At 55.8% G+C, this 23244-nt stretch carries 26 protein-coding genes and 1 tRNA gene; 22 read left to right on the forward strand and 5 right to left on the reverse strand.

The features are described from left to right. The first annotated feature begins 1 nt into the window (after position 1). The 11 genes from VNZ60_RS20210 to VNZ60_RS20260 all read left to right on the forward strand — a co-directional run bounded on the left by VNZ60_RS20210 (position 2) and on the right by VNZ60_RS20260 (position 11543). Positions 2-205, forward strand: coding sequence for a cold-shock protein (locus VNZ60_RS20210; protein WP_014005790.1), 204 nt, complete (start codon positions 2-4; stop codon positions 203-205). Positions 206-495: 290 nt separating this feature from the next. Further along, complete coding sequence (locus VNZ60_RS20215) at positions 496-1653, forward strand: ABC transporter substrate-binding protein (RefSeq protein ID WP_325662359.1); 1158 nt, start codon at positions 496-498, stop codon at positions 1651-1653. Between the two features lie 192 nt (positions 1654-1845). Then, complete coding sequence (locus VNZ60_RS20220) at positions 1846-2736, forward strand: branched-chain amino acid ABC transporter permease (protein WP_325662362.1); 891 nt, start codon at positions 1846-1848, stop codon at positions 2734-2736. Positions 2737-2738: 2 nt separating this feature from the next. Continuing rightward, complete coding sequence (locus VNZ60_RS20225) at positions 2739-4724, forward strand: branched-chain amino acid ABC transporter ATP-binding protein/permease (RefSeq protein WP_325662364.1); 1986 nt, start codon at positions 2739-2741, stop codon at positions 4722-4724. 1 nt (position 4725) lies between these two features. Beyond that, positions 4726-5451, forward strand: a complete 726-nt coding sequence (locus VNZ60_RS20230; protein WP_325662366.1) for an ABC transporter ATP-binding protein — start codon at positions 4726-4728, stop codon at positions 5449-5451. Positions 5452-5643: 192 nt separating this feature from the next. Beyond that, the gene (locus tag VNZ60_RS20235; protein ID WP_325662368.1) at positions 5644-6453 is read left to right on the forward strand and encodes an N-acyl amino acid synthase FeeM domain-containing protein; all 810 of its coding nucleotides are present in this window, start codon (positions 5644-5646) and stop codon (positions 6451-6453) included. A 678-nt stretch (positions 6454-7131) separates the two neighbouring features. Further along, positions 7132-9543: a putative bifunctional diguanylate cyclase/phosphodiesterase gene (locus VNZ60_RS20240; RefSeq protein ID WP_325662370.1), complete on the forward strand. Its 2412-nt coding sequence runs from the start codon at positions 7132-7134 to the stop codon at positions 9541-9543. A gap of 55 nt (positions 9544-9598) precedes the next feature. Next, the gene (locus VNZ60_RS20245) at positions 9599-10198 is read left to right on the forward strand and encodes a LysE/ArgO family amino acid transporter (RefSeq protein WP_325662372.1); all 600 of its coding nucleotides are present in this window, start codon (positions 9599-9601) and stop codon (positions 10196-10198) included. Positions 10199-10307: 109 nt separating this feature from the next. Continuing rightward, a complete protein-coding gene (locus tag VNZ60_RS20250; protein WP_325662373.1) occupies positions 10308-10619 on the forward strand; it encodes a Dabb family protein in 312 nt (103 codons plus the stop codon). A 9-nt stretch (positions 10620-10628) separates the two neighbouring features. Then, positions 10629-11057, forward strand: coding sequence for a PaaI family thioesterase (locus VNZ60_RS20255; RefSeq protein ID WP_325662375.1), 429 nt, complete (start codon positions 10629-10631; stop codon positions 11055-11057). A gap of 60 nt (positions 11058-11117) precedes the next feature. Then, positions 11118-11543, forward strand: coding sequence for a GNAT family N-acetyltransferase (locus VNZ60_RS20260; protein WP_325662377.1), 426 nt, complete (start codon positions 11118-11120; stop codon positions 11541-11543). Positions 11544-11560: 17 nt separating this feature from the next. On the opposite strand, the gene VNZ60_RS20265 is transcribed toward VNZ60_RS20260, so the two are convergent. The 4 genes from VNZ60_RS20265 to ygfZ are packed head-to-tail and all read right to left on the reverse strand — an operon-like array spanning position 11561 to position 15165. Next, entirely contained in the window at positions 11561-12994 is a 1434-nt protein-coding gene (locus VNZ60_RS20265) for a CoA transferase (protein WP_325662379.1), read from the reverse strand. 47 nt (positions 12995-13041) lie between these two features. Next, positions 13042-13833, reverse strand: a complete 792-nt coding sequence (locus tag VNZ60_RS20270) for an NRDE family protein (RefSeq protein ID WP_325662381.1) — start codon at positions 13831-13833, stop codon at positions 13042-13044. Further along, complete coding sequence (locus tag VNZ60_RS20275) at positions 13824-14117, reverse strand: DUF4936 family protein (protein WP_325662383.1); 294 nt, start codon at positions 14115-14117, stop codon at positions 13824-13826. Before VNZ60_RS20275 ends, VNZ60_RS20270 begins: the two co-directional genes overlap by 10 nt. A gap of 7 nt (positions 14118-14124) precedes the next feature. Next, positions 14125-15165 carry a CAF17-like 4Fe-4S cluster assembly/insertion protein YgfZ gene (gene ygfZ, locus VNZ60_RS20280; RefSeq protein WP_325662385.1) on the reverse strand — a complete coding sequence of 347 codons (1041 nt, stop codon included), beginning with the start codon at positions 15163-15165 and terminating at the stop codon, positions 14125-14127. Positions 15166-15289: 124 nt separating this feature from the next. Here ygfZ and mltG point away from each other — a divergent pair, with 124 nt between their 5' ends. From mltG to VNZ60_RS20335, 11 genes are all read left to right on the forward strand, one after another. After that, positions 15290-16270, forward strand: a complete 981-nt coding sequence (gene mltG / locus VNZ60_RS20285) for an endolytic transglycosylase MltG (protein WP_325662387.1) — start codon at positions 15290-15292, stop codon at positions 16268-16270. 78 nt (positions 16271-16348) lie between these two features. Further along, positions 16349-16975 carry a dTMP kinase gene (gene tmk, locus VNZ60_RS20290; protein WP_325662389.1) on the forward strand — a complete coding sequence of 209 codons (627 nt, stop codon included), beginning with the start codon at positions 16349-16351 and terminating at the stop codon, positions 16973-16975. Between the two features lie 9 nt (positions 16976-16984). Next, complete coding sequence (locus tag VNZ60_RS20295) at positions 16985-18028, forward strand: DNA polymerase III subunit delta' (protein ID WP_325662390.1); 1044 nt, start codon at positions 16985-16987, stop codon at positions 18026-18028. A gap of 20 nt (positions 18029-18048) precedes the next feature. Next, positions 18049-18429 (forward strand): PilZ domain-containing protein, encoded by a 381-nt coding sequence (locus VNZ60_RS20300; protein ID WP_041743208.1) that lies wholly within the window; start codon positions 18049-18051, stop codon positions 18427-18429. A 48-nt stretch (positions 18430-18477) separates the two neighbouring features. Continuing rightward, positions 18478-18990 carry a GNAT family N-acetyltransferase gene (locus VNZ60_RS20305; protein WP_325662394.1) on the forward strand — a complete coding sequence of 171 codons (513 nt, stop codon included), beginning with the start codon at positions 18478-18480 and terminating at the stop codon, positions 18988-18990. Between the two features lie 187 nt (positions 18991-19177). Then, positions 19178-19762, forward strand: coding sequence for an RdgB/HAM1 family non-canonical purine NTP pyrophosphatase (gene rdgB / locus VNZ60_RS20310; RefSeq protein ID WP_325662396.1), 585 nt, complete (start codon positions 19178-19180; stop codon positions 19760-19762). Then, positions 19759-21015: a radical SAM family heme chaperone HemW gene (hemW, locus tag VNZ60_RS20315; RefSeq protein ID WP_325662398.1), complete on the forward strand. Its 1257-nt coding sequence runs from the start codon at positions 19759-19761 to the stop codon at positions 21013-21015. Before rdgB ends, hemW begins: the two co-directional genes overlap by 4 nt. Positions 21016-21106: 91 nt before the next feature. Next, positions 21107-21196 (forward strand) — tRNA-Ser (locus tag VNZ60_RS20320). Between the two features lie 391 nt (positions 21197-21587). Then, complete coding sequence (locus VNZ60_RS20325) at positions 21588-21719, forward strand: hypothetical protein (RefSeq protein ID WP_325662400.1); 132 nt, start codon at positions 21588-21590, stop codon at positions 21717-21719. A 33-nt stretch (positions 21720-21752) separates the two neighbouring features. Further along, the gene (locus tag VNZ60_RS20330) at positions 21753-21986 is read left to right on the forward strand and encodes a hypothetical protein (RefSeq protein ID WP_325662402.1); all 234 of its coding nucleotides are present in this window, start codon (positions 21753-21755) and stop codon (positions 21984-21986) included. Between the two features lie 220 nt (positions 21987-22206). Next, positions 22207-22773: a phasin family protein gene (locus VNZ60_RS20335; RefSeq protein ID WP_325662404.1), complete on the forward strand. Its 567-nt coding sequence runs from the start codon at positions 22207-22209 to the stop codon at positions 22771-22773. A 278-nt stretch (positions 22774-23051) separates the two neighbouring features. Here VNZ60_RS20335 and VNZ60_RS20340 read toward each other — a convergent pair. Beyond that, positions 23052-23244: hypothetical protein (locus VNZ60_RS20340; RefSeq protein WP_325662406.1), on the reverse strand; the 193-nt coding region annotated here is incomplete at its 5' end.

Below are 23244 nucleotides of genomic sequence, written 5' to 3' on the forward strand. Positions count from 1 at the left end.
AATGGCAACTGGTATCGTAAAGTGGTTCAATGATTCGAAGGGTTTTGGTTTTATTACTCCTGACGAAGGTGGTGAAGATCTGTTCGCGCACTTCTCCGCAATCAATTCTTCCGGCTTCAAGTCGCTGCAAGAGAACCAACGTGTTTCTTTCGAAGTTACTGCCGGCCCTAAGGGCAAGCAAGCTTCGAACATCCAAGCTATCTAATTCATAGCTTACTCAGTTGAAATAAACTGAGCATCGCAAAAAATCCCTGGCTTGCCGGGGATTTTTTTCGTCTGTACGAAATGCAGCGGTGCGGCAGCGTTTATAAGACCGGAATAAGATCGGAAAGACGGTTGCTGTCAGGAAGCTGTAAGGGTTGCCTGAAATGCTGGGGCATCTGTATACCAGATAGCGAATATTGCAGTAAGCTGAAAATGCATTTTAGGTTAAGAGAGTTGTCCGGTTTCTGTGAATGCCGACGCTCATCAACATAAAAACACGGAGGAGATTGTATGAACATCATAAGCAAAACATGTGTGGCAGCGGCGTTGGTAAGCTGGTCGCTGGCCGCAGTGGCTGCGGAACCAATCAAAATTGGCGTCACAGGGCCATTTACCGGCGGTTCGGCGCCTATGGGTGTCTCCATGCGTGACGGCGTCAAACTGGCGGTTGCGGATATCAACGCCAAAGGCGGAGTGCTGGGACGCCAGTTGCAGTTGGTTGAGCGCGACGATGAGGCCAAGAATGAACGCGGAGTCCAGGTTGCGCAAGAATTGATCAATAAGGAAAAAGTGGTTGGCACAGTCGGCTTCATCAACACCGGTGTCGCCCTGGCTTCGCAACGCTTTTACCAGGACGCCAAGATTCCGGTCATAAATAATGTCGCCACCGGCAGCATCATCACCAAGCAGTTCGTGGCGCCGGAACAGAAAGACAATTACGTATTCCGTACTTCTGCCAACGATACCATCCAGTCGGCGATGATCGTCGACGAAGCGGTGGTCCGTCAAAAACACACCAAGGTCGCAATCCTGGCCGATTCGACCAACTACGGTCAGCTCGGCCGCGAAGATCTGGAGCGCGCCTTGGCCGCCAAGGGCATCAAACCGGTTGCAGTCGAAAAATACAACCTGAAAGATGTGGACATGACCGCCCAGCTGTTGAAAGCCAAACAGGGCGGCGCGCAAGTGGTGCTGACTTACGGCATCGGCCCCGAACTGGCGCAAATTGCCAACGGCATGGAAAAGCTCAACTGGAAAGTGCCCCTTGTCGGCAGCTGGACATTGTCGATGGGGAATTTCATTGATAACGCAGGGAAGAACGGAGAGGGCGCGCGCATGCCGCAAACTTTCATCCAGGATCCCAACACAGCCAAGCGCAAGACCTTCATTGAAGCCTATCAAAAAACCTACAAGGTTGATCGCATCCCGTCCCCCGTTTCAGCTGCTCAAGGATACGACTCGATCTACCTGCTTGCGGCAGCGATCAAGCAGGCTGGCAGCACCGATGGCGTGAAAGTGCGCGAGGCGCTGGAAAACCTGAATGGCACCGTGGAAGGCGTGGTTACCACTTACACCAAGCCCTATACGCATGATGATCACGAAGCGATCAAGCCTGGCATGGTGATGATTGGCGAGGTCAAGAATGGCCGGGTGGTATTAGCCAAGTGATAGTAGGTCGGAGCGCAGCAAGATTGCGCTCCGGTCAAACATCCGTTTTGAGCGATATGAATCCCAGCCTGCGCAGTAAGCAGGCTGGGTTTGTTTCGTCAAACGGGAGCGTTGTTTTGCCATACTGCGCTTAGTGTGGTGTTTCGCAGTTTCTTGGCGCGGTCTCTTGGCGCAGTCTCTTGGATATATATCATGGAAATTCTGCTGCAACTCGTCTTCAGCGGTATCGCGCTAGGCATGATCTACGCGGTGATCGCTTTCGGTTATCAACTCACATTCGCTACTTCCGGCACCCTTAATTTCGGCCAGGGTGAGGCATTGATGCTGGGTGCTCTGGTCGGCCTGAGCCTGGTCGGCAATATTCACGGTGGCCCCTATCTGAATTATTGGCTGATGATCCCGGTGGTGATTGTTTTCGGCGGTTTGCAAGGTGCTGTGGTCGAATGGATAGGAGTGCGTCCGGCGCTTAAGATCAAATCGGAATTCGGCTGGATCATGTCGACTATTGCGTTGGCGATCATCTTCAAGAATGTCGCTGAAAACATTTGGGGCAAAGACGACCTGACTTTCCCGTCGCCTTTGTCGTCAACCCCGTTCCAGGTATTCGGCGCCAATGTTCAGCCGATGCAGGTAGTGGTGGTGCTGGGGGCGCTGGCGATGATGCTGGCGGTCGAAATATTCAATCGCAAGTCGATTTATGGCAAGGCAGTGGTGGCGACCTCGAACGATCGCGATGCAGCCGGCCTGATGGGCATCAACACCAGCATGGTGATTACTTTCTCTTACGCCTTGTCATCGGCCACTGCTGCGTTTGCCGGCGTGCTGGTAGCTCCATTGACATTGACTGGCGCGACCATGGGCGCGGCGCTGGGTTTGAAGGCATTTGCAGTGGCGATTATCGGTGGCTTGACATCGGGCATGGGGGCGGTAGTCGGCGGACTGATCCTGGGTATCGCGGAAACGCTGACCGGGTTTTATATCTCCACCGGCTACAAGGAAGTGCCCGGCCTGGTGCTGTTACTGCTGGTGCTGGCCATCAAGCCGGCGGGGCTGTTCGGTAAAACCGCCATCAAGAAGGTGTGAGTATGAATAAAAAGATATTCGCATTGGCTATAGTTGGCATCCTGTTGCTGCTGGCGTTTCCTCAGGTGTTTCCGAATCCGTATTACATCCATCTGGCCGAAACCATTCTGATTTACGCGATCCTGCTGTTCGGCCTGGATATCGTGGTCGGCTATACCGGCCAGGTCTCGCTAGGACACGCCGGCTTGTTCGGCATCGGCTCCTACACGACTGGCGTATTGGTGTTCAAGCTCGGCTGGCCGTTCCTGATTGCGGCCCCGGCCAGCCTGGGGGTTACTGCCATATTCGGCGCCATCCTGGCCTTGCCAGCATTGCGGGTGACGGGGCCTTATCTGGCCATGGTCACGCTGGCGTTCGGCACCATCATCCAGATCCTGATCAATGAAATGAGTTTTTTGACCGAGGGGCCGATGGGGATCAAGCTGAACAAGCCGGATTTCTTTGGCCATCGTCTCGATGAAGTGGAATATTTCTATCTGGTCGCCGGCTTGATGGTGTTGTCGCTGATCGTGGTGCACCGGATCGTCAAATCGCATCTGGGGCGCGCCTTCCAGGCGCTGCGCGATAGTCCGATCGCTTCCGACTGTATGGGAGTGTCGGTGTACCGCTACAAAGTGTATGCGTTTGTGATCAGCGCTGCGCTGGCCGGCCTGGCGGGTAGTTTGTATGCTTACTCGGAGGCATATATTTCGCCGAATACCTATAACTTCGAGCTGACTATTCTGTTCCTGCTGGCGGTCATCATGGGTGGCCGCAAGAGCCGCACTGGCTCGCTGATCGGCGCCTTGATCGTGGTCATGCTGCCGAGCCTGTTGGCAGACATTGAATTATTCCGTCAAATCGCCACTGCCGCGGCCGTGATCGGCGTGCTGGCAAGCGCTTTCCTGTTATGGAAAAAACGCAAGACCTTGCGCGAGTTGCTGGTGCCGTTGGTGGCGACCATCGGCATGGCTATTTTTTCCTATCGGCTGGAAAACATTACCGACTGGCGCCTGACGGTATTTGGCTTGATGACGCTGTTCGTGGTGTATTACCTGCAGGATGGGATTGTCGGTTTCGCCCGCAATCTGTTGGGCCAGAGAATGCCTGCCAGCAGGAAGCCGGCAAGCGTGGCTGCCGGCCCTGAGCGGGCATGGGCTTCGGTCGGCGGTAGCGTCGCAATTGGCGCCACCTTGCTGACGTGTCAGAAAATATTGATGCAGTTTGGCGGCCTTAAAGCGCTCAACGAGGTCAACCTGGATATCGTCAAAGGCAGTGTGCATGGCTTGATCGGGCCGAACGGCTCGGGCAAGAGCACCATGATGAACGTCCTCACCGGCATCTACAAACCGACTGCCGGCAAGGTTCAATTCAACGGCAAGACGATTTCCGGTGCGACGCCGGCGGCAATTGCGCTGGGCGGCGTCGCCCGCACTTTCCAGAACGTGCAATTGTTCGGTGAAATGACGGCCACCGAAAACGTGCTGGTCGGTCTGCATCACAATTTCCGTAGCAACGTACTGGACGTGATCTTTCACACTCCACGTTATCGGCGCGAGGAGCAAGCGGCGCGAGAAAGCGCCGCCAGCATCTTGCAATTCGTCGGATTGACCGGGCTGGCTGCGGAAGAGGCGCGCAATCTGCCCTACGGTAAGCAACGCTTGCTGGAAATCGGCCGTGCACTTGGATTGAATCCGGAATTGCTGTTGCTGGACGAGCCTGCGGCAGGACTGACTGCGCCGGACATCAAGGAGCTGATCGCGATCATCCACAAGATCCGGCAGCACGGCGTCACCATCATCCTGATAGAACATCATATGGACGTCGTCATGTCGATTTCCGACACTGTGACGGTGCTCGATTTCGGCCAGAAAATCGCCGAAGGCAAACCGGCTGCGGTGCAAAGCGACCCCAAGGTGATCGAAGCCTATCTCGGCGGCACTGCCGGCGAAATCGTCGACGATTTCGGCGCAGCTGCGCCATCCACTTCCAACGCAGCGGGGTCATAAGATGCTCTCGATTTCCAATTTGCATGCGGCGTATGGCAAGGTTGAAGTGCTGCACGGTATTTCACTGGAAGTGCCAAAAGGCAAGGTGGTGACGCTGATCGGCTCCAATGGCGCCGGCAAGACCACCACCATGCGTGCTATCTCCGGCATGATCAAAGCAAAATCCGGTACTGTTACTTTGGCCGGGGTCGACGTTACCGGACTGGCTTCCCACAAGATCGCGCGCGCCGGACTTGCGCATTCACCTGAAGGCCGTCGCGTGTTTGCGACCATGAGCGTGGTCGATAACCTGCTGCTAGGTGCATTTCCACGGTTTACCCGCATGCGTCCGCGGGGCGACATCAAACACGATCTTGCACAAGCGCTGGAATTATTCCCGCGCCTGAAAGAACGTCAAAGCCAGTTGGCCGGCACCTTGTCCGGCGGTGAGCAACAGATGCTGGCGATGGCGCGTGCCGTCATGCTCAATCCGGAAGTGATCTTGCTGGACGAACCCTCGATGGGGCTGGCTCCGATTCTGGTAGAAGAGGTGTTTCGGATCATTTCCCGGCTCAAGGAACAGGGCGTGACCATGTTGCTGGTCGAGCAATTTGCCGCAGCGGCGCTGAATGTTGCCGATTATGGTTATGTGCTGGAGAACGGCCGGATTTCAGTGCATGGTCCAGCGGAGAAGCTGAAGAACGATCCTGCGGTAAAAGCCGCATATCTGGGAGGCGGGCAGCACTGAGAGATATGATTTGTTGATATATGGAAATTATTTGCCGAAAAACACAGTTTTCCGGCAATTTTTTAACACTAAAGCTTAGGTTGTGAGCATGGTTTAGTTTTCTACAGTGTTCCGAACGTGAGAATCTGGCAATACCGTAATGCAGCATTGCATAAAACGGTCAACCATGATTTCAACTTCGGGGCACTCCAAATGAAACAAGACCAGACAACCGACACATTCAACCCGACCCTAGGGGAAGCCTTTACCCTATCATCATTGCCGGGAAAAGCTGCCGCAGCAACGCTGCCAGAGCAACGCCTGCCGTTCACTATCAGGATAGTGAGTGACGAGCAGGACTTGCAGAAGGCGGTGGATATCCGTCATGCGGCGTACAGCCGTCATCTACCAGAACTGGCGCCGAACCTGCTGCGTTTCGAGCAAGCAGACCTTGCGCAAGATACGATCGTGCTACTTGCCGAATCCAAGCTCGATGGCTCATCGTTGGGCACGATACGCATTCAAACCAATCGTCAACAAGCTTTAGCGCTGGAGCATTCGGTGACCTTGCCGGATTGGCTGCGGGGCCGACGCTTGGCAGAGGCGACACGTTTGGGAGTCGCTTCGAGTCAAATTGGCAAGGTCGTCAAGATTTTGCTTTTTAAAGCTTATTTTAAGTATTGTGTCGACAATGGAATTGACTGGATGGTGATTACTGCACGCTCCCCTCTAGATCGACAATATGACGCTTTACTGTTTCAAGATGTCTTTCCGGGGCGGCAGTTTATTCCGATGCAGCACGTCGGAAATGTACCTCACCGCGTCATGGCGTTTGAAGTAGCGACGGCCAGGGAGCGCTGGGCAGCCAGCGCGCATCCGTTGTTTGCCCTGATGTTCGAGATGGATCATTCTGATTTGATTCTTGATCAGCCACCCGATATGCCGGCAAATCAATCTGACCCCGGACATCAGGAGAATTTGCAAGGGGGGAGGCGGGAGATGCTCAAGCCGTTGGAGTCGTAATTTAATTACGCACTACAAAAATCGGATATTGAGAGGGCGTTATCGTCGTAAAAAAAATAATGTGGCTTTTTTTACAGTACAGTAGAACCCTCTCACTCCACGGATACGATGCATATGTGGTTATTCCCTGCGGATACGCCCAATAGCCTTAGTAAAAATCTTAAGCCTCAAGATTGGGTGGGATTTTATTTTTCCGTCGTATTGGTACCTGTCCTGGTTGTCGTATTCACTATCATTGCTTTCGCTACGCTCGACAGCCGCTTTGGGCATAGCAATCCGAGTCCATCGTCGTTCCATGTATTGAGCGATCCTGGGCAGCGCTTGCTGCCCGCGCAGGCATTTCAAGAGCTGGCGGCTACATCGTTGCAAACTTATCGCGATACGCAATTGTTGGAAACGCCATTTTGGTTTTCGTTTTTAGTGTCGGCGACAGATTCCGGCGTAATGGAGATTGAGTTACCTTCGCGTCACGCACAGCAGTTGAGCTGCTGGGAAGGAGCCGGCCAACGATTGCTCGGGGTTGCAAGTCGTGACATGGCAGACGGCCTGCTTAGAGCAGAAAAGACCGGATTTATCTTATCGCTGGCATCCAGCACTCTACCGATTAACGTGCTCTGCAAAGGTGTTTTTTCCGGTCCGGCACGAATTTCGGTACGCCAATGGAGTCGTCCTGATTTCGTGCAATCACAGAAAGAGTTTTATCGAGGTATAGGCTTGATGGAAGGCGGTCTGCTGACATTGACCATATTTGTGTTAGTCGCGGCATTAATCAACCGCGAGTGGATGTATGTGTTGTTTGCCGTCTGGTTGCTGGGGAATTTGCGGCTCGGCGCTAATGCAATGGGGTGGGACGCGCATTGGCTGATATGGACCATTCCGAATCAATGGCTGCCCTGGTTACGCAAACTCACGTTCGCAACCTATTACATCGTGACTTTCACTTTGTTCGGGAGACTGTTTCAAACTGAATTAAAACAGATTGGATTTGTTTTCTTGCAAAACGTTTTACGTTGGATGGGATTGATTCTGCTGGTCGCCGCCATGCTTCTGTCGTACCAGCGGTTTCTTCCCATTTTATGGAGCTGGACTGTCGTCGGCATAGTCATATTGGTGTTTTTGCTGGGGCGTATCGTGTGGAAGGCGCGCACCCGAGCAGTACTATGGTATTGCGCATCCATGTTTGTGGTGTTGTTTACACGAGTAGACGAAGTCATCGCCGCCGCGTTCGGCATCAAAACCCTGGATGAGGTACCCAATAACGTGATCGTGGCTTTGTTGTCGAGCCTGATGGCATCGTTTGCCTTTGCTGAACAAATGCGTGCGGGAAAACGAGAATTGGCCATGGTTCAGGCTGAGTTACGCACTACCTATGAAGTCACCCCAATCGGCCTGTTTACCTTGGCCGCCGACGGCAGCTTTGTGCGAACCAATCCTGCGCTGGAAAAGATTTTGGGGCGCGACGCCAGTGGCCAGTCGATGAAAAAATGGGATGATTATTTTGGGCCTGGGGCGCGCGAGAAGCTGCTACATATCGTTTCCGGAAACGGCAGCAATGAAGCGGAGCTGACGGGGATTGCCGGACCTGACGGTCAGGCTTCCTTTTATCTGGTCACCGCCACCTTCGCCAATGGCCGCATCGAGGGTTCCTTGCAAGACATCAGCGATCGTTCCCAGGCGGTGCAGCGCTTGCGGTTTTTTGCCGAGCATGACCCGCTGACCGGCGTCCTCAATCGGCGTGGCATTGAAATCATGCTGGAGCAGGCGATTGAGCGCCAGGCCGATAACAGGCCATTGGCGTTGGCCTATCTTGATCTTGATCGCTTCAAGCTGATCAATGACCTGTTTGGCCACCAATCCGGCGATGAAGTCCTCAAGCAGCTATGCCAACGAGTGCAGCAATCGCTGGCTGCCGGCAGCCATATCGGCCGCATCGGCGGCGACGAATTCATTCTCTTGTTCCAGGGTGTCGAGATTGGTGCTGCGACTGACATCTGCGGCGCCATCATTCAGAAAATCAGCTACCAGTCGTACCAGATCGGCGCCCGCGCATTTCAGGTAAAGGGCTCGATCGGCCTGATTGAAGTGAGTGCCGGGATGCGCGTCCAAGACGCTATCTCGGCCGCAGACCGCGCGTGCAGGGAAGCCAAGAAAGCGCACGACGAGCACATTGTGGTGTATCAAAGAAATGCACCGGTATTTCGCGAGCGGATGGAGGAGTTGAGCCTGATAGAAAAGCTGGGCGGCGAATTCCTGCCGGCCGGTTTGTTTGTTGAAATGCAGCCGATCATGTCGTTGCGAGAGCCTGAAGCTTCACTCAATTTTGAAGTATTGTTGCGGCTGCTCGACGCCGACAACAAAGTGGTGCCGGCCACCAAGGTGATTGCCGCGGCGGAAGAGAACGGCAACATTGCCGCGATTGACCGCTGGGTCATGACCACGGTGCTGGAATGGCTGACGCAGCATCAGTCGCAACTGCCGTTGACAAGATTCGTTTGCGTGAATTTGAGCGGAGCCTCGCTCAATGATGAAAAATTCATCCAGGATATTTTTGTGATATTGGGCAAACATCTGCAAGTCGTTCCCATGTTATGTATCGAAATCACGGAAAGCGTCGCTCTGCACGACCTGGAACATACCAGCCGCATCATCCAGCGCTTGCAGGCGTTGGGCGCAAAAATCGCATTGGACGATTTCGGCGCCGGCTACACCTCGTTCACCTATCTCAAGAGTTTGTCGGCAGACGCCTTGAAAATAGATGGTGCGTTCATTCAAAGCATGAATGCGCATCCGGCCAATGAGGCGATCGTCGAAGCGATCGTTGAACTGGCGCGTAACCTGGGCATGAAGAGCATCGCCGAGTGGGTGGAGGATTGCGCGATGATCGAGGCGCTGGCCAAACTGGGCGTCGACTATGTGCAAGGTTATGTGGTGGCCAGGCCGCAATCGCCGCAGGCGATACTGGCAGCCGAATCCGCCGCCAGCTTCATCACCGATCCCGGCCTGCTGCGCTTTGTCTCCGGCAGGCGCATCGATGGCCTGTCGTGGCCTGATGGCCGGGACAACGAATTGCCTCCTGCAGATTTGCATTAGGCAGAGCAGCATCGATGTTGCTACTGTTATCATTGTTGTCATTTTATGAAATTTTATGAACGCTGCAATTTCTGGTTTTTCCCTCGGTCTTTCGCTAATCCTCGCAATCGGCGCGCAAAATGCCTTTGTTCTCAAACAGGGCCTCAAGCGCGAACATGTTTTCCTGGTTTGCCTGACTTGTGCCGCCTCTGACGCCATCTTGATATTGCTGGGTGTAATGGGGCTTGGCGTCATCATCGAACAAGCACCGTGGCTGATGCCTGTCATGCGTTACGGCGGCGCTGCCTTCCTGCTTTTGTACGGCGCTAAAAGTTTCATCGCCGCCTGGCGCTCATCGGATGTGCTGCCGCAGGCCGAGCATATAAAAGCGGCTTTACTGCCAACCCTGCTGGTCTGCGCCGCGTTAACCTGGCTGAATCCTCATGTCTATCTGGATACCGTGTTGTTGATTGGCTCGATTTCGACGCAGTTTCCTGGTGAAAAAGGTTTATTCGCTGCCGGCGCGATGCTGGCTTCGTTCGTTTTCTTTTTTTCTCTGGGTTATGCCGCCGCCTGGCTCAGGCCGATCTTTGCCAAGCCGCTATCGTGGCGCGTGCTTGAGGTTATTGTCGGCGTCACGATGTGGGTAATCGCCTATAAGTTGCTGAGCGAATAAGCCTCGGCCTGTGCCAGATAAGCGCGGGCGTTGGTAGGGACCTGCCATGAATGTAAAATAGCGGCTGACGCTGAATGCGCTATCTATCAACAACCGAGCAAAAATCCCTATGAGCGCGACCCTTAAACACATCGTATTCTGGAAACTGAAAGAGCATGCCGAAGGCGCCGATAAAGCCAGCAACGCCCTGCAGCTGAAGGCCTTGCTGGACAGCTGTGCCGGCATCGTGCCTGGCATGCTCAAATTTGAAACCGTCATTGCCCAGCCGGGGCTGGAAGCGACTTACGACGTGGTGCTCAATTCCGAGTTTGCTTCGCTGGCAGCGCTGGACGCCTACCAGAACCATCCGACCCACGTCGCGATCAAACCGTTTGTCGGCGCAGTGCGGGAAGCGCGCCAGTGCATGGATTATTTCAGCTGACCGGTGGCCATGTTTCCTTCCCATATTTTCCCGATCGACAATCCTTTCCTGACTTATCTCGGCGTCGAATTCGTCCAGATGGGCGAGGGTGCGGCCGAACTGGCGTTGACTTTGCAAGCGCATCATATGAACAGCTGGCAAGTGACCCACGGCGGGGTATCGATGACCATGCTGGATGTGGTCATGGCCCTGGCCGGGCGTTCACTCTATCCACAAGCCGAAGCGGCGGTCACGGTTGAAATGAAAACTAGTTTTCTGCAACCGGCCGGCCAGACCGGCGCCCGTATCGTTGCCAAAGGCCGTGCGTTTCATCGCTCCACCACCATGTGTTTTTGCGATGCAGAGTTATGGCACGGCGAGCATCTGGTGGCGAAGGCGATGGGAACTTTCAAGTATCTCAAACATCATCGTGCAGCCCTCAAGATCAAACCGGGATGAGGCAAAGTAGAAAGCACCTGTTGAACAGAAACCGAACAGAAACCGAACAGAGAAACAACCATGAAATTTCACCTGACAGTCGATAACTGGGCGGTGCAAAAAGCCGACGCCCGCGCAGTGCGTTTCGACGTATTCGTGATCGAACAAAAAATCCCGGTCGAGCTGGAGTGGGACGATATGGATGAACACTGCCTGCATGCTGTCGCTTACGATGAAGCCGGTTATGCGATCGGCACCGGCCGCCTGCTGCCGGACGGCCACATCGGCCGCATGGCGGTGCGTGCAGCCGGACGCGGTCAGGGCATAGGCGCCGCCATCCTGGAAGCCTTGATGGCGCAAGCACGGCAACGCGGCGATGCCGAAGTGGTGCTGAATGCCCAGACCCAGGCCGAGGCGTTTTACGGACGTTACGGTTTCAGCCGCATCGGCGATGAATTTTACGAAGCCGGGATTGCGCATATCTGCATGCGCCACGTGTTTGCCTGATCGGACAACTGTGGCACTTACCAACTTGCAGCATCGGTTCCCAAGGGCACCGATGGCCGGCTCCAGTGCGCCGGGGTGAGCGATAATTGTCCGGCATGGCGCACTGCGGTCAGGCGGCCAAAGCCGGAGTCGCTGTGCTCTAGCAAATCCTGAATCTGTTCAAAATCGACATCGGCTGTCGCCAAGCCGTTTTCGATGCGCCCAAGCTGGCGCAGCCAATGACCGGTTTGCGCCAGCGATACCCGCACATGCCAGCTGCCGCCTTCGGTAACGCGGCGCGCCAGCGCCGTCATGGCGCCAGCCGCCATCAGATAACCGGCGGCATGGTCCAGCACCTGCATCGGCAGCGGTTTCGGCCGGTCGCTGTGCGCGGCCTGTGCTTCTGCGTGGTTGAAGCCGCTGGCGGTCTGCACCAGCGAATCGAAACCGCGGCGCTCGGCCCATGGTCCGACATGGCCGTACGCCGATAGCGATACATAGATGATGCCGGGGCGTTTTTTCGCTGCTGTTGCGGGGTCGAAGCCTAGCGCATCGAGGCCGCCCGGACGGTAGCCCTGCACAAAAATATCGGTGTCATGCAGCAAATGGCTCAGCGTGCGGTGGTCATCCGCCTGCCGCAAGTCGAGCTGGCATGAACGTTTGCCGCGACCGGTATCGATCACCAGCGGTTGGATCGCTGGCAGTTGCGGCGCTGTCACCAGCAAGACGTCGGCGCCGTGCGCCGCCAGCGTGCGGCCGCAGACCGGCCCGGCAATGATGCGGGTCAGGTCGAGCACCCGCACGCCGTCCAGCGGGCGTTGTGCCACCGGCGCGGGTAAGGCGCGCGGCGCAGCATCGCTATCACCGATTTTTTCTATGCTCAGCAGCGGCAGCGTTTGCACCGCCTGTCCTTGCGGATGGCGATCCCATTCCTCGAACGAACGCATGGCGGTGACCACCAGGCCGGTGCCGGCCGCAGCATCCTCGAAATCCTCCGCCGCCCAGCTTTGCAGCGCCTGCTGCACGCTCTCAACCGTATGCTCGCATTGCAATAACCTGAGCACGCCATCCCGATGATGCGGAAAATTGGTGTGCAGACGCAGCCATTTACCGTCGCCGCAGCAGTAGGTGCCGGCGATCTTGTCCCAGATTTCGTCGCTGCGGGCGTCGTTGACCCGGAAGTAGCGTTCGCTTCGAAACTCTGCCGCGGCATGGCGCATGTCGACGCTGACTCGTTGCTGCTGCTGGCTGCGCAGATACCACAGCTGGGCGGCGGACAGTGTCGCCGCTGCAATGCTGGCCTGGGCCGCAGTGCCGACTGCAAACGATGACGGCAAGACCGGCTCGCTGCCGCTCAGCGACAGCTGCGATAGCGCGCCGTCAGGTTGTCCGAGAGTGCGCCACAACTGTTGCACGACATCAGATGGTGCAAGCGCTGCTTGCGACAAGTTCGGGCCGGATGAAGACAACATGTTCTGCTCCTTGACTGGGTCAATACGCCCTGGCGCCGGCAAGCTTGTCAGCGCGAACAGCGGGATTCAGATGGCGATCTGGAGTGTGTGTGTATTTGCGAAGAAGGGCAAAACGGCGGCGCCACTCGTTCATGCAGCATGGCGCTGCCGTTGGCCTTGATTCTGACCAGGGTCGAGGCGCGCGTGCCGTAGTCGGGCGACTGGATAAATACTGCCGACAGCACGCGCTCCAGTTCGATGCCGACCCCGGTCGACGGCAACCGGCAATCACCGGCGCGGCTGGTGTCGCTCAGCATGTCGAAGAAGCAGGCGTCAGGCGCACCCTGGCACAGCAGGCTGGCGAATTGCGCCTTGGTGCGCACCACCTTGGGCCAGTTGCCATCGAGCGAGCCGTTTGACAGGCCGTAGACGCCAGGCGACAGCGGCTGGCCGTTGCGGGCGTCGTCGCCATTCTTGTTCGAATACCAGATCAATTGCTGGCCATCGCCGACCAGCAGATTGAAGCCGTTATATTTTTCGGCATCGCCGGCAATTTCAGCGATGTATTCGGCCGCGGTTTTTTTACTGCTGAGAAAATCCGATACCAGGGTGCCACGGGTCGGCGCATCGGCACGTCGTTCCGCCGGCGCTCGCACATTGGTGATGGCGGCAAAGCGGCCGCTGCGGGTGATGCCGATCCAGGTGCCGCCGTCTTGCAGGTCGCGGCCGGCGTAGATGTCGGGCCGGTCTTCCCACCAGCCGGCGGGTGCAGTTGGACGGGCATAAAATTCATCGCGGTTGGCGGCGGCTATCAGGGGTGAGCCAGGAACCACTTGCCATGCAAAAACAATCAAGCACATGATGAAATATTCACAAAAAATTCAGTATGTCGGGGACCATCGATCAAGGCGGCGAGGCCGTGTTCGGCTACCGCGTGTTCGATAATGTTCGTAAAATCCGGCGGCACAGAAGAATACACTTCCATCCAGGTGTGATGCTCATCTTTGATTTCGGGACTGCGTTTGAGGGCAGTGGCGATCTGATAGTGCAATGAAAGCCCGGCTTGCATTGCCGCCGCCGCCTTGTCGAATTGTTGCGCGTTGGCAGCAGCTACGCGGTAATAGATATAGATGTCGTTGCTCATTTTGCGCTCACGCTGACAGTTCGGCGTCGGTGATATCGACAATCGAATAGGGCAGCGCCTGGAAGTGCAATTGCGCGCCGGTGGCTGAGCCCAGATGTACCGTGCCGTTCTCCAGCGCAGCCAGCTTGATCTCCAGCAGGCAGCGGCTGCTGTGGGCGCTATCGGCTTCGGCATTGACGATCATGCCGCACGGCTGATCCGGATCAGCGCTGGAAAATACTTCGGTGGCGGCAGCGATGTCGATCGCTGCGACGCTGGCCAGTACGGCACGGCGCTTGAGCTTGCCGAGGTATTGGCTGCGCGCGACTATCTCTTGCCCCGGATAACAGCCTTTCTTGAAATTGACGCCGCCAATCACTTCAAAATTAATCATCTGCGGCACAAACTGTTCCTGCGTCGGCGGCGTAACTTGCGGGATCCCGGCCTCGATCTCGCTCAGGCGCCAGGCTTGGGCGGCAACCGCTTGCAGGCTTTTGCTGAGTTGCGGCCAGGCGGCGATTGCGTGCTGCGGGCTGGCGATCCACTGATAGCGTGGCGTGGCATTGGCGTCGGTGACACGGATCAAGCTGCCGTAGTCGTTATCGATCTTGCTGTAGGGCTCGGCTGGCAGCGTTGGGAACCAGGGTGCCAGCGCCGCGCCGACGGCATGGCCGGCCAGGCCGAATATGACGTGCGTATCCGACACATCCGCCAGCTTGGCTTTGGCGCGCATGACGAACATTTGCAGGCGCTTCTGGATTGCCGCTTGCAAGCTGCGCGGCAGTTGCAGCAAGATGCTGTCGCCGCTCTTCCACATCAGAAAGGTTGCCAGCAGGCGTCCTTTTGGCGAGCAATAACCGGCCAGCCTGGCTTGTCCGGCAGCAAGGTTCTGGACGTCGTTGGTGACTTGGGTGTGCAGGAAACTGGCGGCTTCTTCGCCGCTGAGAGCGATCAGACCCAAGTCTGTCAGCGGTGCAATAAAAGATGCGCCGGCGTCCGCTATCGCAGGCAGCGCATCCAGCGCTTGTTGCTGGGAAAAATCCAGCCAGGTACTTGTTATTTCATTCATAAATTGTAGGCATTCCCAAAACAGCGATTATCATATTGGGTTGATTATAGTGATGTCGCAAAAAAGGCGTTGGATATGGCCGTTTTTGCGAGATGCGTGAAAACCAAAGCGGAGCGGACCGGTCTTGTTTAAAAAACTATTGTTGAGCGTGATCCTGTTGGGCGGTGCGGCCGCCGGCGGCGTGGCTTATTGGGCGCAGCAAGCGATTTTCGATGCCGGCGAAGTGCGGCCGTTCACGATCAAGCCAGGTAGCACTTTGGCAGGTTCGGTGGAGCAGATTGCAGATGCCGGGGTCGGCGTCAATCCTGAGTTGCTGGAATTGCTGGCGCGAGTGACCGGCAAGGGCGGCAAATTAAAAGCCGGCAGTTATGAATTGAAACCCGGCGCCACCCCGCAACGCTTGCTGACGCAGCTGGTGCGCGGCGAGTTTGCGCAGGAATCGCTGACGGTGATCGAAGGCTGGACTTTCCGCCAGATGCGGCAGGCGGTGGCGGCGCAGGCGTCGCTGAAACACGATACGGCAGCGTTATCCGATGCCGAATTACTGGCAAAGATCACGCCCGACTACACGGTAGCGGAAGGTTTGTTCTTTCCCGACACTTATTTATTTGCAAAAGGAGCTAGCGACCTGCAAGTGTACAAGCAGGCGCATGGCTTGTTGATCAAGCGCCTCAACCAGGCTTGGGAAGGGCGTGACGCATCGCTGCCTTACAAGACCCCCTACGAGGCTCTGGTCATGGCGTCGATCGTGGAAAAAGAGACCGGCTTGCGTGCCGATCGCAGCACAATTGCCGGCGTCTTCATCAACCGGCTCAAGATCGGCATGCTGCTGCAGACCGATCCGACCGTGATTTACGGCATGGGCGAGCAATATCAAGGCATCATCCACAAACGCGATCTGACCACCGATACGCCATACAATACGTACACCCGGGCCGGCCTGCCGCCGACGCCGATCGCCTTGCCGGGCGCGGAATCGATCAGCGCGGCCATGCATCCGGCGCAAACCGACGCATTGTATTTTGTCGCCAGGGGCGATGGCAGCAGTCATTTCTCGAATAATCTGGGCGAACATAACCAGGCGGTCAATCAATATCAGCGCTAGAAAACCTGGCGATGCGCGATAATTGCAGCATGCGCCGGTTTTCTTCAGAGCCGCATAGGCAACTCAACAGGTAGAGCAATGGCATCAGGAAAATTCATCACATTTGAAGGCATAGACGGCGCCGGCAAGTCGACCCATATCGGGTTTGTCGCCGATCTGCTGTGCAGCCATGGCCTTGAAGTAGTCACCACTCGCGAACCGGGCGGCACGGCCTTGGGAGAAGCTCTGCGCGAAGTGCTATTGCACCAGAAAATGCATCTGGAGACAGAAGCGATGCTGATGTTTGCCGCCCGTCGCGAGCATCTGGCGCAAGTGATAGAGCCGGCGCTGGCGCGCGGTGCATGGGTGATTTCAGACCGTTTCAGCGACGCCACCTTTGCCTATCAGGGCGGTGGCCGGCAATTGCCGCTGGCCAAGCTGGAAGCGCTGGAGCAATGGGTGCATCCGCATTTGCAACCGGATCTGACCTTATTGTTCGATGTGCCGCTGGAAGTGGCGCGGACGCGCCTGGATGCGACCCGCACATTGGATAAATTCGAACAGGAAAAGACTGATTTCTTCGCCGCTACGCGTGCCGAATATCTGCGCCGCGCGGCACAATTTCCCGAGCGCTTCCGGGTCATCGATGCGACCCGGACGATTGCCGAAGTCCGGCAAGTGCTGACGCAAATTATTTCAAGTCTATGTACTGAGTCATCCCTATGAGTAACTCCCATGAGTAACTCCTTGTTCCCGTGGCAGGACGGCGTCTGGCAGCAACTACAGCAAATGCGTGCACGCTTGCCGCACGCGATCCTGTTTCATGGCGCCGAAGGCATCGGTAAAACCGTTTTTGCAGAACAGTTCGCACAATCGCTGCTATGCGAACAGCCGCAGGCGGACGGCCATGCATGCGGCGTCTGCGGCTCCTGCGGCTGGTTCATGCAATACAACCATCCGGATTACCGGCGCGTGCGGCCGGAGATTCTGGACGACGGCGATGGCGATGGCGATAGCGCAGAGGGTGGCGAAGCGGGCGACGGCAAAAAAAACGCCAAATCCGCCAAGGCGCCATCCAAGGAAATCAAGATCGACCAGATCCGTGCCTTGTCCGGTTTCATGAATATTTCCACCCATCGCCAGGGGCAGCGGGTGGTGTTGCTATATCCGGCCGAAGCGCTGAATACCGCCGCTTCCAACGCCTTGTTGAAGACGCTGGAGGAGCCGCCGCCAAACACGGTCTTTCTGCTGAGTTCAAACAGCCTGGATCGTTTGTTGCCAACCATTTTGTCGCGCTGTCGCAAATTCGCCATGCCGCTGCCGTCGCGCGAGCAAGCCATGGCCTGGCTGCGCCAGCAAGACGTCAAGGATGCCGATGTCTGGCTGGCAGAGCAGGGCGGCGCGCCGCTGACGGCTTATGCACAATCGCAAAGCGAAGGGCGTGAGCTGATCGACGAGTTTTTGCAGCATTTGACCAAGCCCGGCATAGACGGCGCGCTGAAATGCGCCGAGCACTTGCAGAAAACCCCGGTTGCCGAGCTGGTGGCGTGGCAGCAGCGTTGGCTCTACGATCTGTTTTCCTTTAAATTGTGCGGCACAATCCGGTATTATCCTCGTTATGAAAAAGCCCTGGCGGGCTTGGCCGCCAAAGTCGAAACCGGCTCCCTGTTGCGCGCACTGAAAAGCAGCAACGAGCGCCGTGCAATCGCAGAACACCCGTTATCGGCGCGTCTCTTCATTGAAGAAATGCTGCTGGATTACGCCGCAATGTTTGCTTGAATTTTGCTTATAGGATAGCGATGGCAGAAAATACTACAATCCCGGCCGAGCCGGTCAAATTATCCCGGCCATCGGTATTGTCGCTGGTAATCAAGGAAAAATCGGCCTTGTATGCCGCCTACATGCCGTTCCTGACCAACGGCGGCATCTTTGTGCCCACCAACAAAAGCTATCATCTCGGCGATGAAATTTATCTGATCCTGAGCCTGATGGACGACGGCACCAAATATCCGATTGCTGCCAAAGTGGCATGGATTACGCCTAAGAACGCCAACAATAACAAGGCGCAAGGGGTGGGTGTGCATTTTCCGGACGACGACAGCGGCCAGCGGCTGCGCAAGCGGATTGAAGAAGTACTGGGATCAGCACTGGGATCGGCGCGTCCGACGCATACTTATTAATACTGGCGAACGCCGGTAATATCAAAACGAATTTTTGAGTTACAGCTTATGAACTACAACTTTAGATTGGCAGGCCAGCAGGATTTGGCGGCGATTGTCGATATCTACAACAGCACCGTCGCCTCGCGCGAAGTCACCGCCGACACCGAACCGGTCAGCGTCGCCTCGCGCCAAGCCTGGTTCGATCAGCACAATGCCGAGCGGCGTCCGCTGTGGGTGGTGGAGCAGCAGGGCGCGGATGGCTCGGCCGTTATCCTGGGCTGGTTGTCCTACTCCGATTTCTACGGGCGTCCGGCCTATGCCGGCACTGCCGAACTGTCGATTTATATCCACCAAGACGCACGCGGCAAAGGGATCGGCCGTTATCTGCTGGGGCAGGCGATCGAGCATGCGCCCGCTATCGGCGTGCATACCTTGCTCGGTTTTATTTTTGGCCATAATCAAGCCAGCCTGAAATTGTTCGACGCCTTCGGTTTCGAGCGTTGGGCCAATATGCCGCGGGTCGCTACCCTGGACGGCGTCGAACGCGATCTGGTGATCTTGGGCAAACGCGTCGCATGAGTGTCACATAAGCCCTTGTCCGTGCAGGAAATCCGGGGCAGGCGCCTAGCCTTCCCCTTGCTTGTTTCACCACTATTTCAGGCCAGTGCTGATCAAGGTTGTTGATTTGATCATGTCCGCAAGTCCCAGCCCAACAATATGTCCCGTCCGGTGCTAAAGTACCGGCTTTCTTTGCTTCGAGTCGCTCATGTCACGCACCCTGGTTCTGGCTTCCAATAACGCCGGTAAATTAAAAGAATTCGGCCATTTGCTGGCGCAGATCGATTTCGACGTCCGTCCGCAAGGCGAATTCGACGTCCCCGAGGCGGAAGAACCGTATCTGACCTTTGTCGAAAACGCCCTCGCCAAGGCGCGCCACGCTGCACGCCTGACCGGCCTGCCGGCCCTGGCCGATGACTCCGGCGTCTGCGTCAACGCCTTGGGTGGCGCCCCCGGCGTCTTGTCGGCGCGCTATGCTGGTGAGCCGAAATCCGATGCGGCAAACAATCTCAAACTGGTCGCCGATCTGGCCTCACACGCCGATAAATCGGCCTATTATTATTGCGTACTGGTATTCGTGCGCCATGCCGACGATCCGCAACCGGTGATTGCCGACGGCCGCTGGAACGGTCTGATCATTAATGAGCCGCGCGGCGTTGGCGGTTTTGGTTACGACCCATATTTCCTGCTGCCGGAGCAGAACAAGACTGCGGCTGAATTTAGCGCCGCCGAAAAAAATGCGGTTTCGCACCGCGGGCAGGCATTGCGTGCCTTGGTTGAAAAATTACGATGATCCCGATCAAACCTATCGGCATGCCAGGGCAGGTTAAGAACCATGCCGCCGACAAGCCATCCGCAGCCGCCCAGGCGGCCCTGGCCTATTTGCAGCCGGGCGCGCTTAGCCTGAGCGCCTTGCCGCCGCTGTCGCTGTACATCCATTTCCCGTGGTGCGTAAAAAAATGCCCGTATTGCGATTTCAATTCGCACGAGGCCAAAGGCGGTTTTCCGGAAGAAGAATACCTGGCTGCCTTGCGCCTCGATCTGGAAGCGGCGCTGCCGCTGATCTGGGGCCGCAAGATTTATACGATCTTTATCGGCGGCGGTACGCCCAGCCTGATGTCGGCAGCCGGACTGGATCGTTTGATGTCGGATGTGCGTTCATTGTTGCCGCTGGACGGCGCTGCGGAAATTACGATGGAAGCCAATCCCGGCACCTTCGAAGTGGAAAAATTCAAGTCTTACCGCAACAGCGGCATCAATCGCCTGTCGATAGGGATTCAAAGTTTCAACGGCCGCCATCTGCAGGCGCTGGGGCGGATTCACGACGACGGCGAAGCGCGCCGCGCAGTCGAGATCGCGCATGCGACTTTCGATAATTTCAATCTCGACCTGATGTACGCCTTGCCGTCGCAAACACTGGCAGAAGCGCAACAGGATGTAGCCACCGCCATCGGTTTTGCGCCGCCGCATTTGTCGCTCTACCACTTGACGCTGGAGCCGAACACCTACTTTGCAAAGTATCCACCAGTAGTGCCAGACGACGACGCCAGCGCCGAAATGCAAGACATGATCAGCGCGCATACCAGCGCTGCCGGCTACGGCCATTACGAAGTGTCAGCCTATGCCCATGCCGGCCGGCAGGCGCGGCACAATCTGAATTACTGGCAATTCGGCGACTATCTCGGCATCGGCGCCGGCGCGCACTCCAAGCTCTCATTCCCGCATCGTGTGATCCGGCAGATGCGCTACAAGCAGCCCAAGGCTTATCTGGAACATAGCCGGCTAGGCAATGTGGTGCAGGAAGAAACCGAAATCGGCCGCAACGATCTGGGCTTCGAATTCATGCTCAATGCGTTGCGCCTGAATCATGGTTTCGAGGTGAATCTGTTTAGTGAGCGCACCGGGCTAGCCCTCAATACGATAGAAAAATCCTTGAACCAGGCCGAAGCCAAGGACTTGCTCTACCGTGATCACAAAATCATTCGGCCGACTGCGCTGGGGCAGCGTTTCCTGAACGATTTGCAGCAGATGTTTCTGCTGGACTGAGCTGTTTTTCTGAGCGACTCAGTAGAATTCCAATAAAAGCGGGGGTGGTATCGTTAATTTCTCGCAAATTGGTTATAATGACGACCTTCCAGGAAGTGTGGCCGAGTGGTTGAAGGCACTAGTCTTGAAAACTAGCGACGGTTTATCCCGTTCGTGAGTTCGAATCTCACCGCTTCCGCCAGATATCAAGCAAAACGGCCCTCTACGGGCCGTTTTGCTTTTCTGGAAAATCCTTTCAACGCAATCGTCTCCGCATTTTTTCAAATCGTTTCTGCATATTTGGGCGTGCCTGAGTATTCGTCTTGATAGTCAGTGGCAGTTTATCTGGCCTGCTGGTTTCAATTTCACCGCGTTGCTCATACTTTCTCGCCTATTCGGCGATATGCCTGACTCAAGAGTCATTTCAAGTATCGCGCTCGACTGGAATTGCTTGTACTTTTACTAGTATGAAATGGCTGTCGACCATGATAAATTTGCCTTTCAGAAACTATTTGGGGGGGCATATGCCGCAATTCGAGATGGAGCACAAAGGGAGCGCGATCAAAGTCACGAGCACGATTGTCCGAGGCGGGATGTACCGCTGGGCAGTGTCGATTGACGGGGTATTGCAACAACCGCTGGCGGTTGAGCCGTCAGGTACATGGAACGCCGCTCGCGATCAAGGATTGACGTTCGCAAAGAGTCTCATCGACGCTGGCAAGTGAGTTCATGCTGCCATCGCAATTTTGCAAGCTTGGTTGCACAAGAACCCTCTTGTCGGCTGCGCGTTGGACATGAGGCATCAATTTGAATACAAAGGCATCTGCTGCCCGGTTGATGTTCATGAAGGCGAAAAAGGGGAATGGACTTGGTCTTATCAAATTGCGAGCGGAGCGATTTATACATGTAGAGACCTGCCATTGGATAAGGAAGAAACCGCACTTCGCGAAGCTAAACGCAAAGTCAAATGGACGATCGATCACAAGAAGTGACCACAGCCCCTGATTGCCTAACAATCAATTAAGAATGTAGTTGGCACTGTCAAAACTACCAGCTAGACATCTGGCGACAAAAATCTACAATCACATTTGTGCGTCGCACAATGTGCCATTTAAATCGATGGCACTCTGCAATCAATGGCTAGTCTTTAGCTATTTTTCGTCATCCTATTAATGTCGTTTTGTTTTACAACACCGACTCTTTGGAGAAACCATGTCTACCGCCGCAGAACAATTTTCAGCCACCGCCAAAGCCAATTTTGAAGCCAATTTGGCCCTGTATACCGATTTCACGACCAAAGCATTTGCCGGCGTAGAAAAGCTGATCGACCTCAACCTGAGCGCTGCCAAAGCTTCGCTGGAAGAGTCGGCCGCCACCACCCAGAAATTCTTTGCCGCCAAAGACCCGCAAGAATTTTTCACGCTGAGTGCAGCGCTGGCCCAACCGAACGCGGAAAAAGCCATCGCTTACGGCCGTCATTTCGCCAGCATCGCCTCCAGCACACAAGCCGAGCTGACCAAGGTCGCAGAAGCACAAGTTGCGGAAACCAAGCGTAAAGTCGTCGAGTTCGTTGACCGGGCGTCGAAAAACGTGCCGCCAGGCGCAGAAGGCGCAGTTGCTTTCGTTAAATCCGCGATCGGCAGCGCCAACGCCGGTTACGAACAGTTAGCCAAGAGCACCAAGCAAGCTGTTGAAACCATCGAAAGCAATGTCAACAACGCCGTCGATCAACTATCGCAGGCCGCCACCAAGGGTAGCGCTCATTCGACTAAGAAGTAACTGTTAGCTACATGAGGTAGCGTATAGCACGTGACTTATCGGGCGCGGGTTCGATTCCCGCTGCCCCACTATTGCAAACCAAAGCAAACCATACCGCCGCAGACCCTGTAAATGTAGGATGACGGTGTGCATACTTTCCTGGAGAGTGCGCATTACATCCGATTGGCAGACTATGACTCCAGCCAATCCTGCATGGGCGGCGCCGAGGTCTGGCTCGCAATTTGTTCCGCAAAAACTGTGAACCCCCTAAAAGGACGGCAGCGCTACCACATCCAAATTTACGAACATATGAGCGTGGTGTGATCCTGACGGTTATTGAACACTTTGCGAAAGTCCGCCAGGTAGGCCCGGCCTTTTCCGGTCAGTTGTGGCTTGCCATGACGTTGAACGGCAAGTCTGAGGCCGTAAAATTTCTTCAAATATAGTTCTGGGATCGATGCTGAATTGTTCTTTTCAAGTTCAAGCAAAGCG

The sequence above is a fragment of the Collimonas sp. genome, assembly GCF_035566375.1.
GTDB lineage: Bacteria > Pseudomonadota > Gammaproteobacteria > Burkholderiales > Burkholderiaceae_D > Collimonas.

Coding starts and splice junctions, on each gene's coding strand:
- VNZ60_RS20250 (WP_325662373.1), top strand. CDS start 10,308: ATGAGCGCGACCCTTAAACACATCGTATTCTGGAAACTGAAAGAGCAT.
- VNZ60_RS20265 (WP_325662379.1), bottom strand. CDS start 12,994: ATGTTGTCTTCATCCGGCCCGAACTTGTCGCAAGCAGCGCTTGCACCA.
- VNZ60_RS20260 (WP_325662377.1), top strand. CDS start 11,118: ATGAAATTTCACCTGACAGTCGATAACTGGGCGGTGCAAAAAGCCGAC.
- VNZ60_RS20245 (WP_325662372.1), top strand. CDS start 9,599: ATGAACGCTGCAATTTCTGGTTTTTCCCTCGGTCTTTCGCTAATCCTC.
- VNZ60_RS20255 (WP_325662375.1), top strand. CDS start 10,629: ATGTTTCCTTCCCATATTTTCCCGATCGACAATCCTTTCCTGACTTAT.
- VNZ60_RS20325 (WP_325662400.1), top strand. CDS start 21,588: ATGTACCGCTGGGCAGTGTCGATTGACGGGGTATTGCAACAACCGCTG.
- VNZ60_RS20275 (WP_325662383.1), bottom strand. CDS start 14,117: ATGAGCAACGACATCTATATCTATTACCGCGTAGCTGCTGCCAACGCG.
- VNZ60_RS20235 (WP_325662368.1), top strand. CDS start 5,644: ATGAAACAAGACCAGACAACCGACACATTCAACCCGACCCTAGGGGAA.
- VNZ60_RS20215 (WP_325662359.1), top strand. CDS start 496: ATGAACATCATAAGCAAAACATGTGTGGCAGCGGCGTTGGTAAGCTGG.
- VNZ60_RS20300 (WP_041743208.1), top strand. CDS start 18,049: ATGGCAGAAAATACTACAATCCCGGCCGAGCCGGTCAAATTATCCCGG.
- VNZ60_RS20210 (WP_014005790.1), top strand. CDS start 2: ATGGCAACTGGTATCGTAAAGTGGTTCAATGATTCGAAGGGTTTTGGT.
- ygfZ (WP_325662385.1), bottom strand. CDS start 15,165: ATGAATGAAATAACAAGTACCTGGCTGGATTTTTCCCAGCAACAAGCG.
- rdgB (WP_325662396.1), top strand. CDS start 19,178: ATGTCACGCACCCTGGTTCTGGCTTCCAATAACGCCGGTAAATTAAAA.
- VNZ60_RS20335 (WP_325662404.1), top strand. CDS start 22,207: ATGTCTACCGCCGCAGAACAATTTTCAGCCACCGCCAAAGCCAATTTT.
- VNZ60_RS20220 (WP_325662362.1), top strand. CDS start 1,846: ATGGAAATTCTGCTGCAACTCGTCTTCAGCGGTATCGCGCTAGGCATG.
- tmk (WP_325662389.1), top strand. CDS start 16,349: ATGGCATCAGGAAAATTCATCACATTTGAAGGCATAGACGGCGCCGGC.
- VNZ60_RS20295 (WP_325662390.1), top strand. CDS start 16,985: ATGAGTAACTCCTTGTTCCCGTGGCAGGACGGCGTCTGGCAGCAACTA.
- VNZ60_RS20270 (WP_325662381.1), bottom strand. CDS start 13,833: ATGTGCTTGATTGTTTTTGCATGGCAAGTGGTTCCTGGCTCACCCCTG.
- VNZ60_RS20230 (WP_325662366.1), top strand. CDS start 4,726: ATGCTCTCGATTTCCAATTTGCATGCGGCGTATGGCAAGGTTGAAGTG.
- VNZ60_RS20225 (WP_325662364.1), top strand. CDS start 2,739: ATGAATAAAAAGATATTCGCATTGGCTATAGTTGGCATCCTGTTGCTG.
- VNZ60_RS20305 (WP_325662394.1), top strand. CDS start 18,478: ATGAACTACAACTTTAGATTGGCAGGCCAGCAGGATTTGGCGGCGATT.
- hemW (WP_325662398.1), top strand. CDS start 19,759: ATGATCCCGATCAAACCTATCGGCATGCCAGGGCAGGTTAAGAACCAT.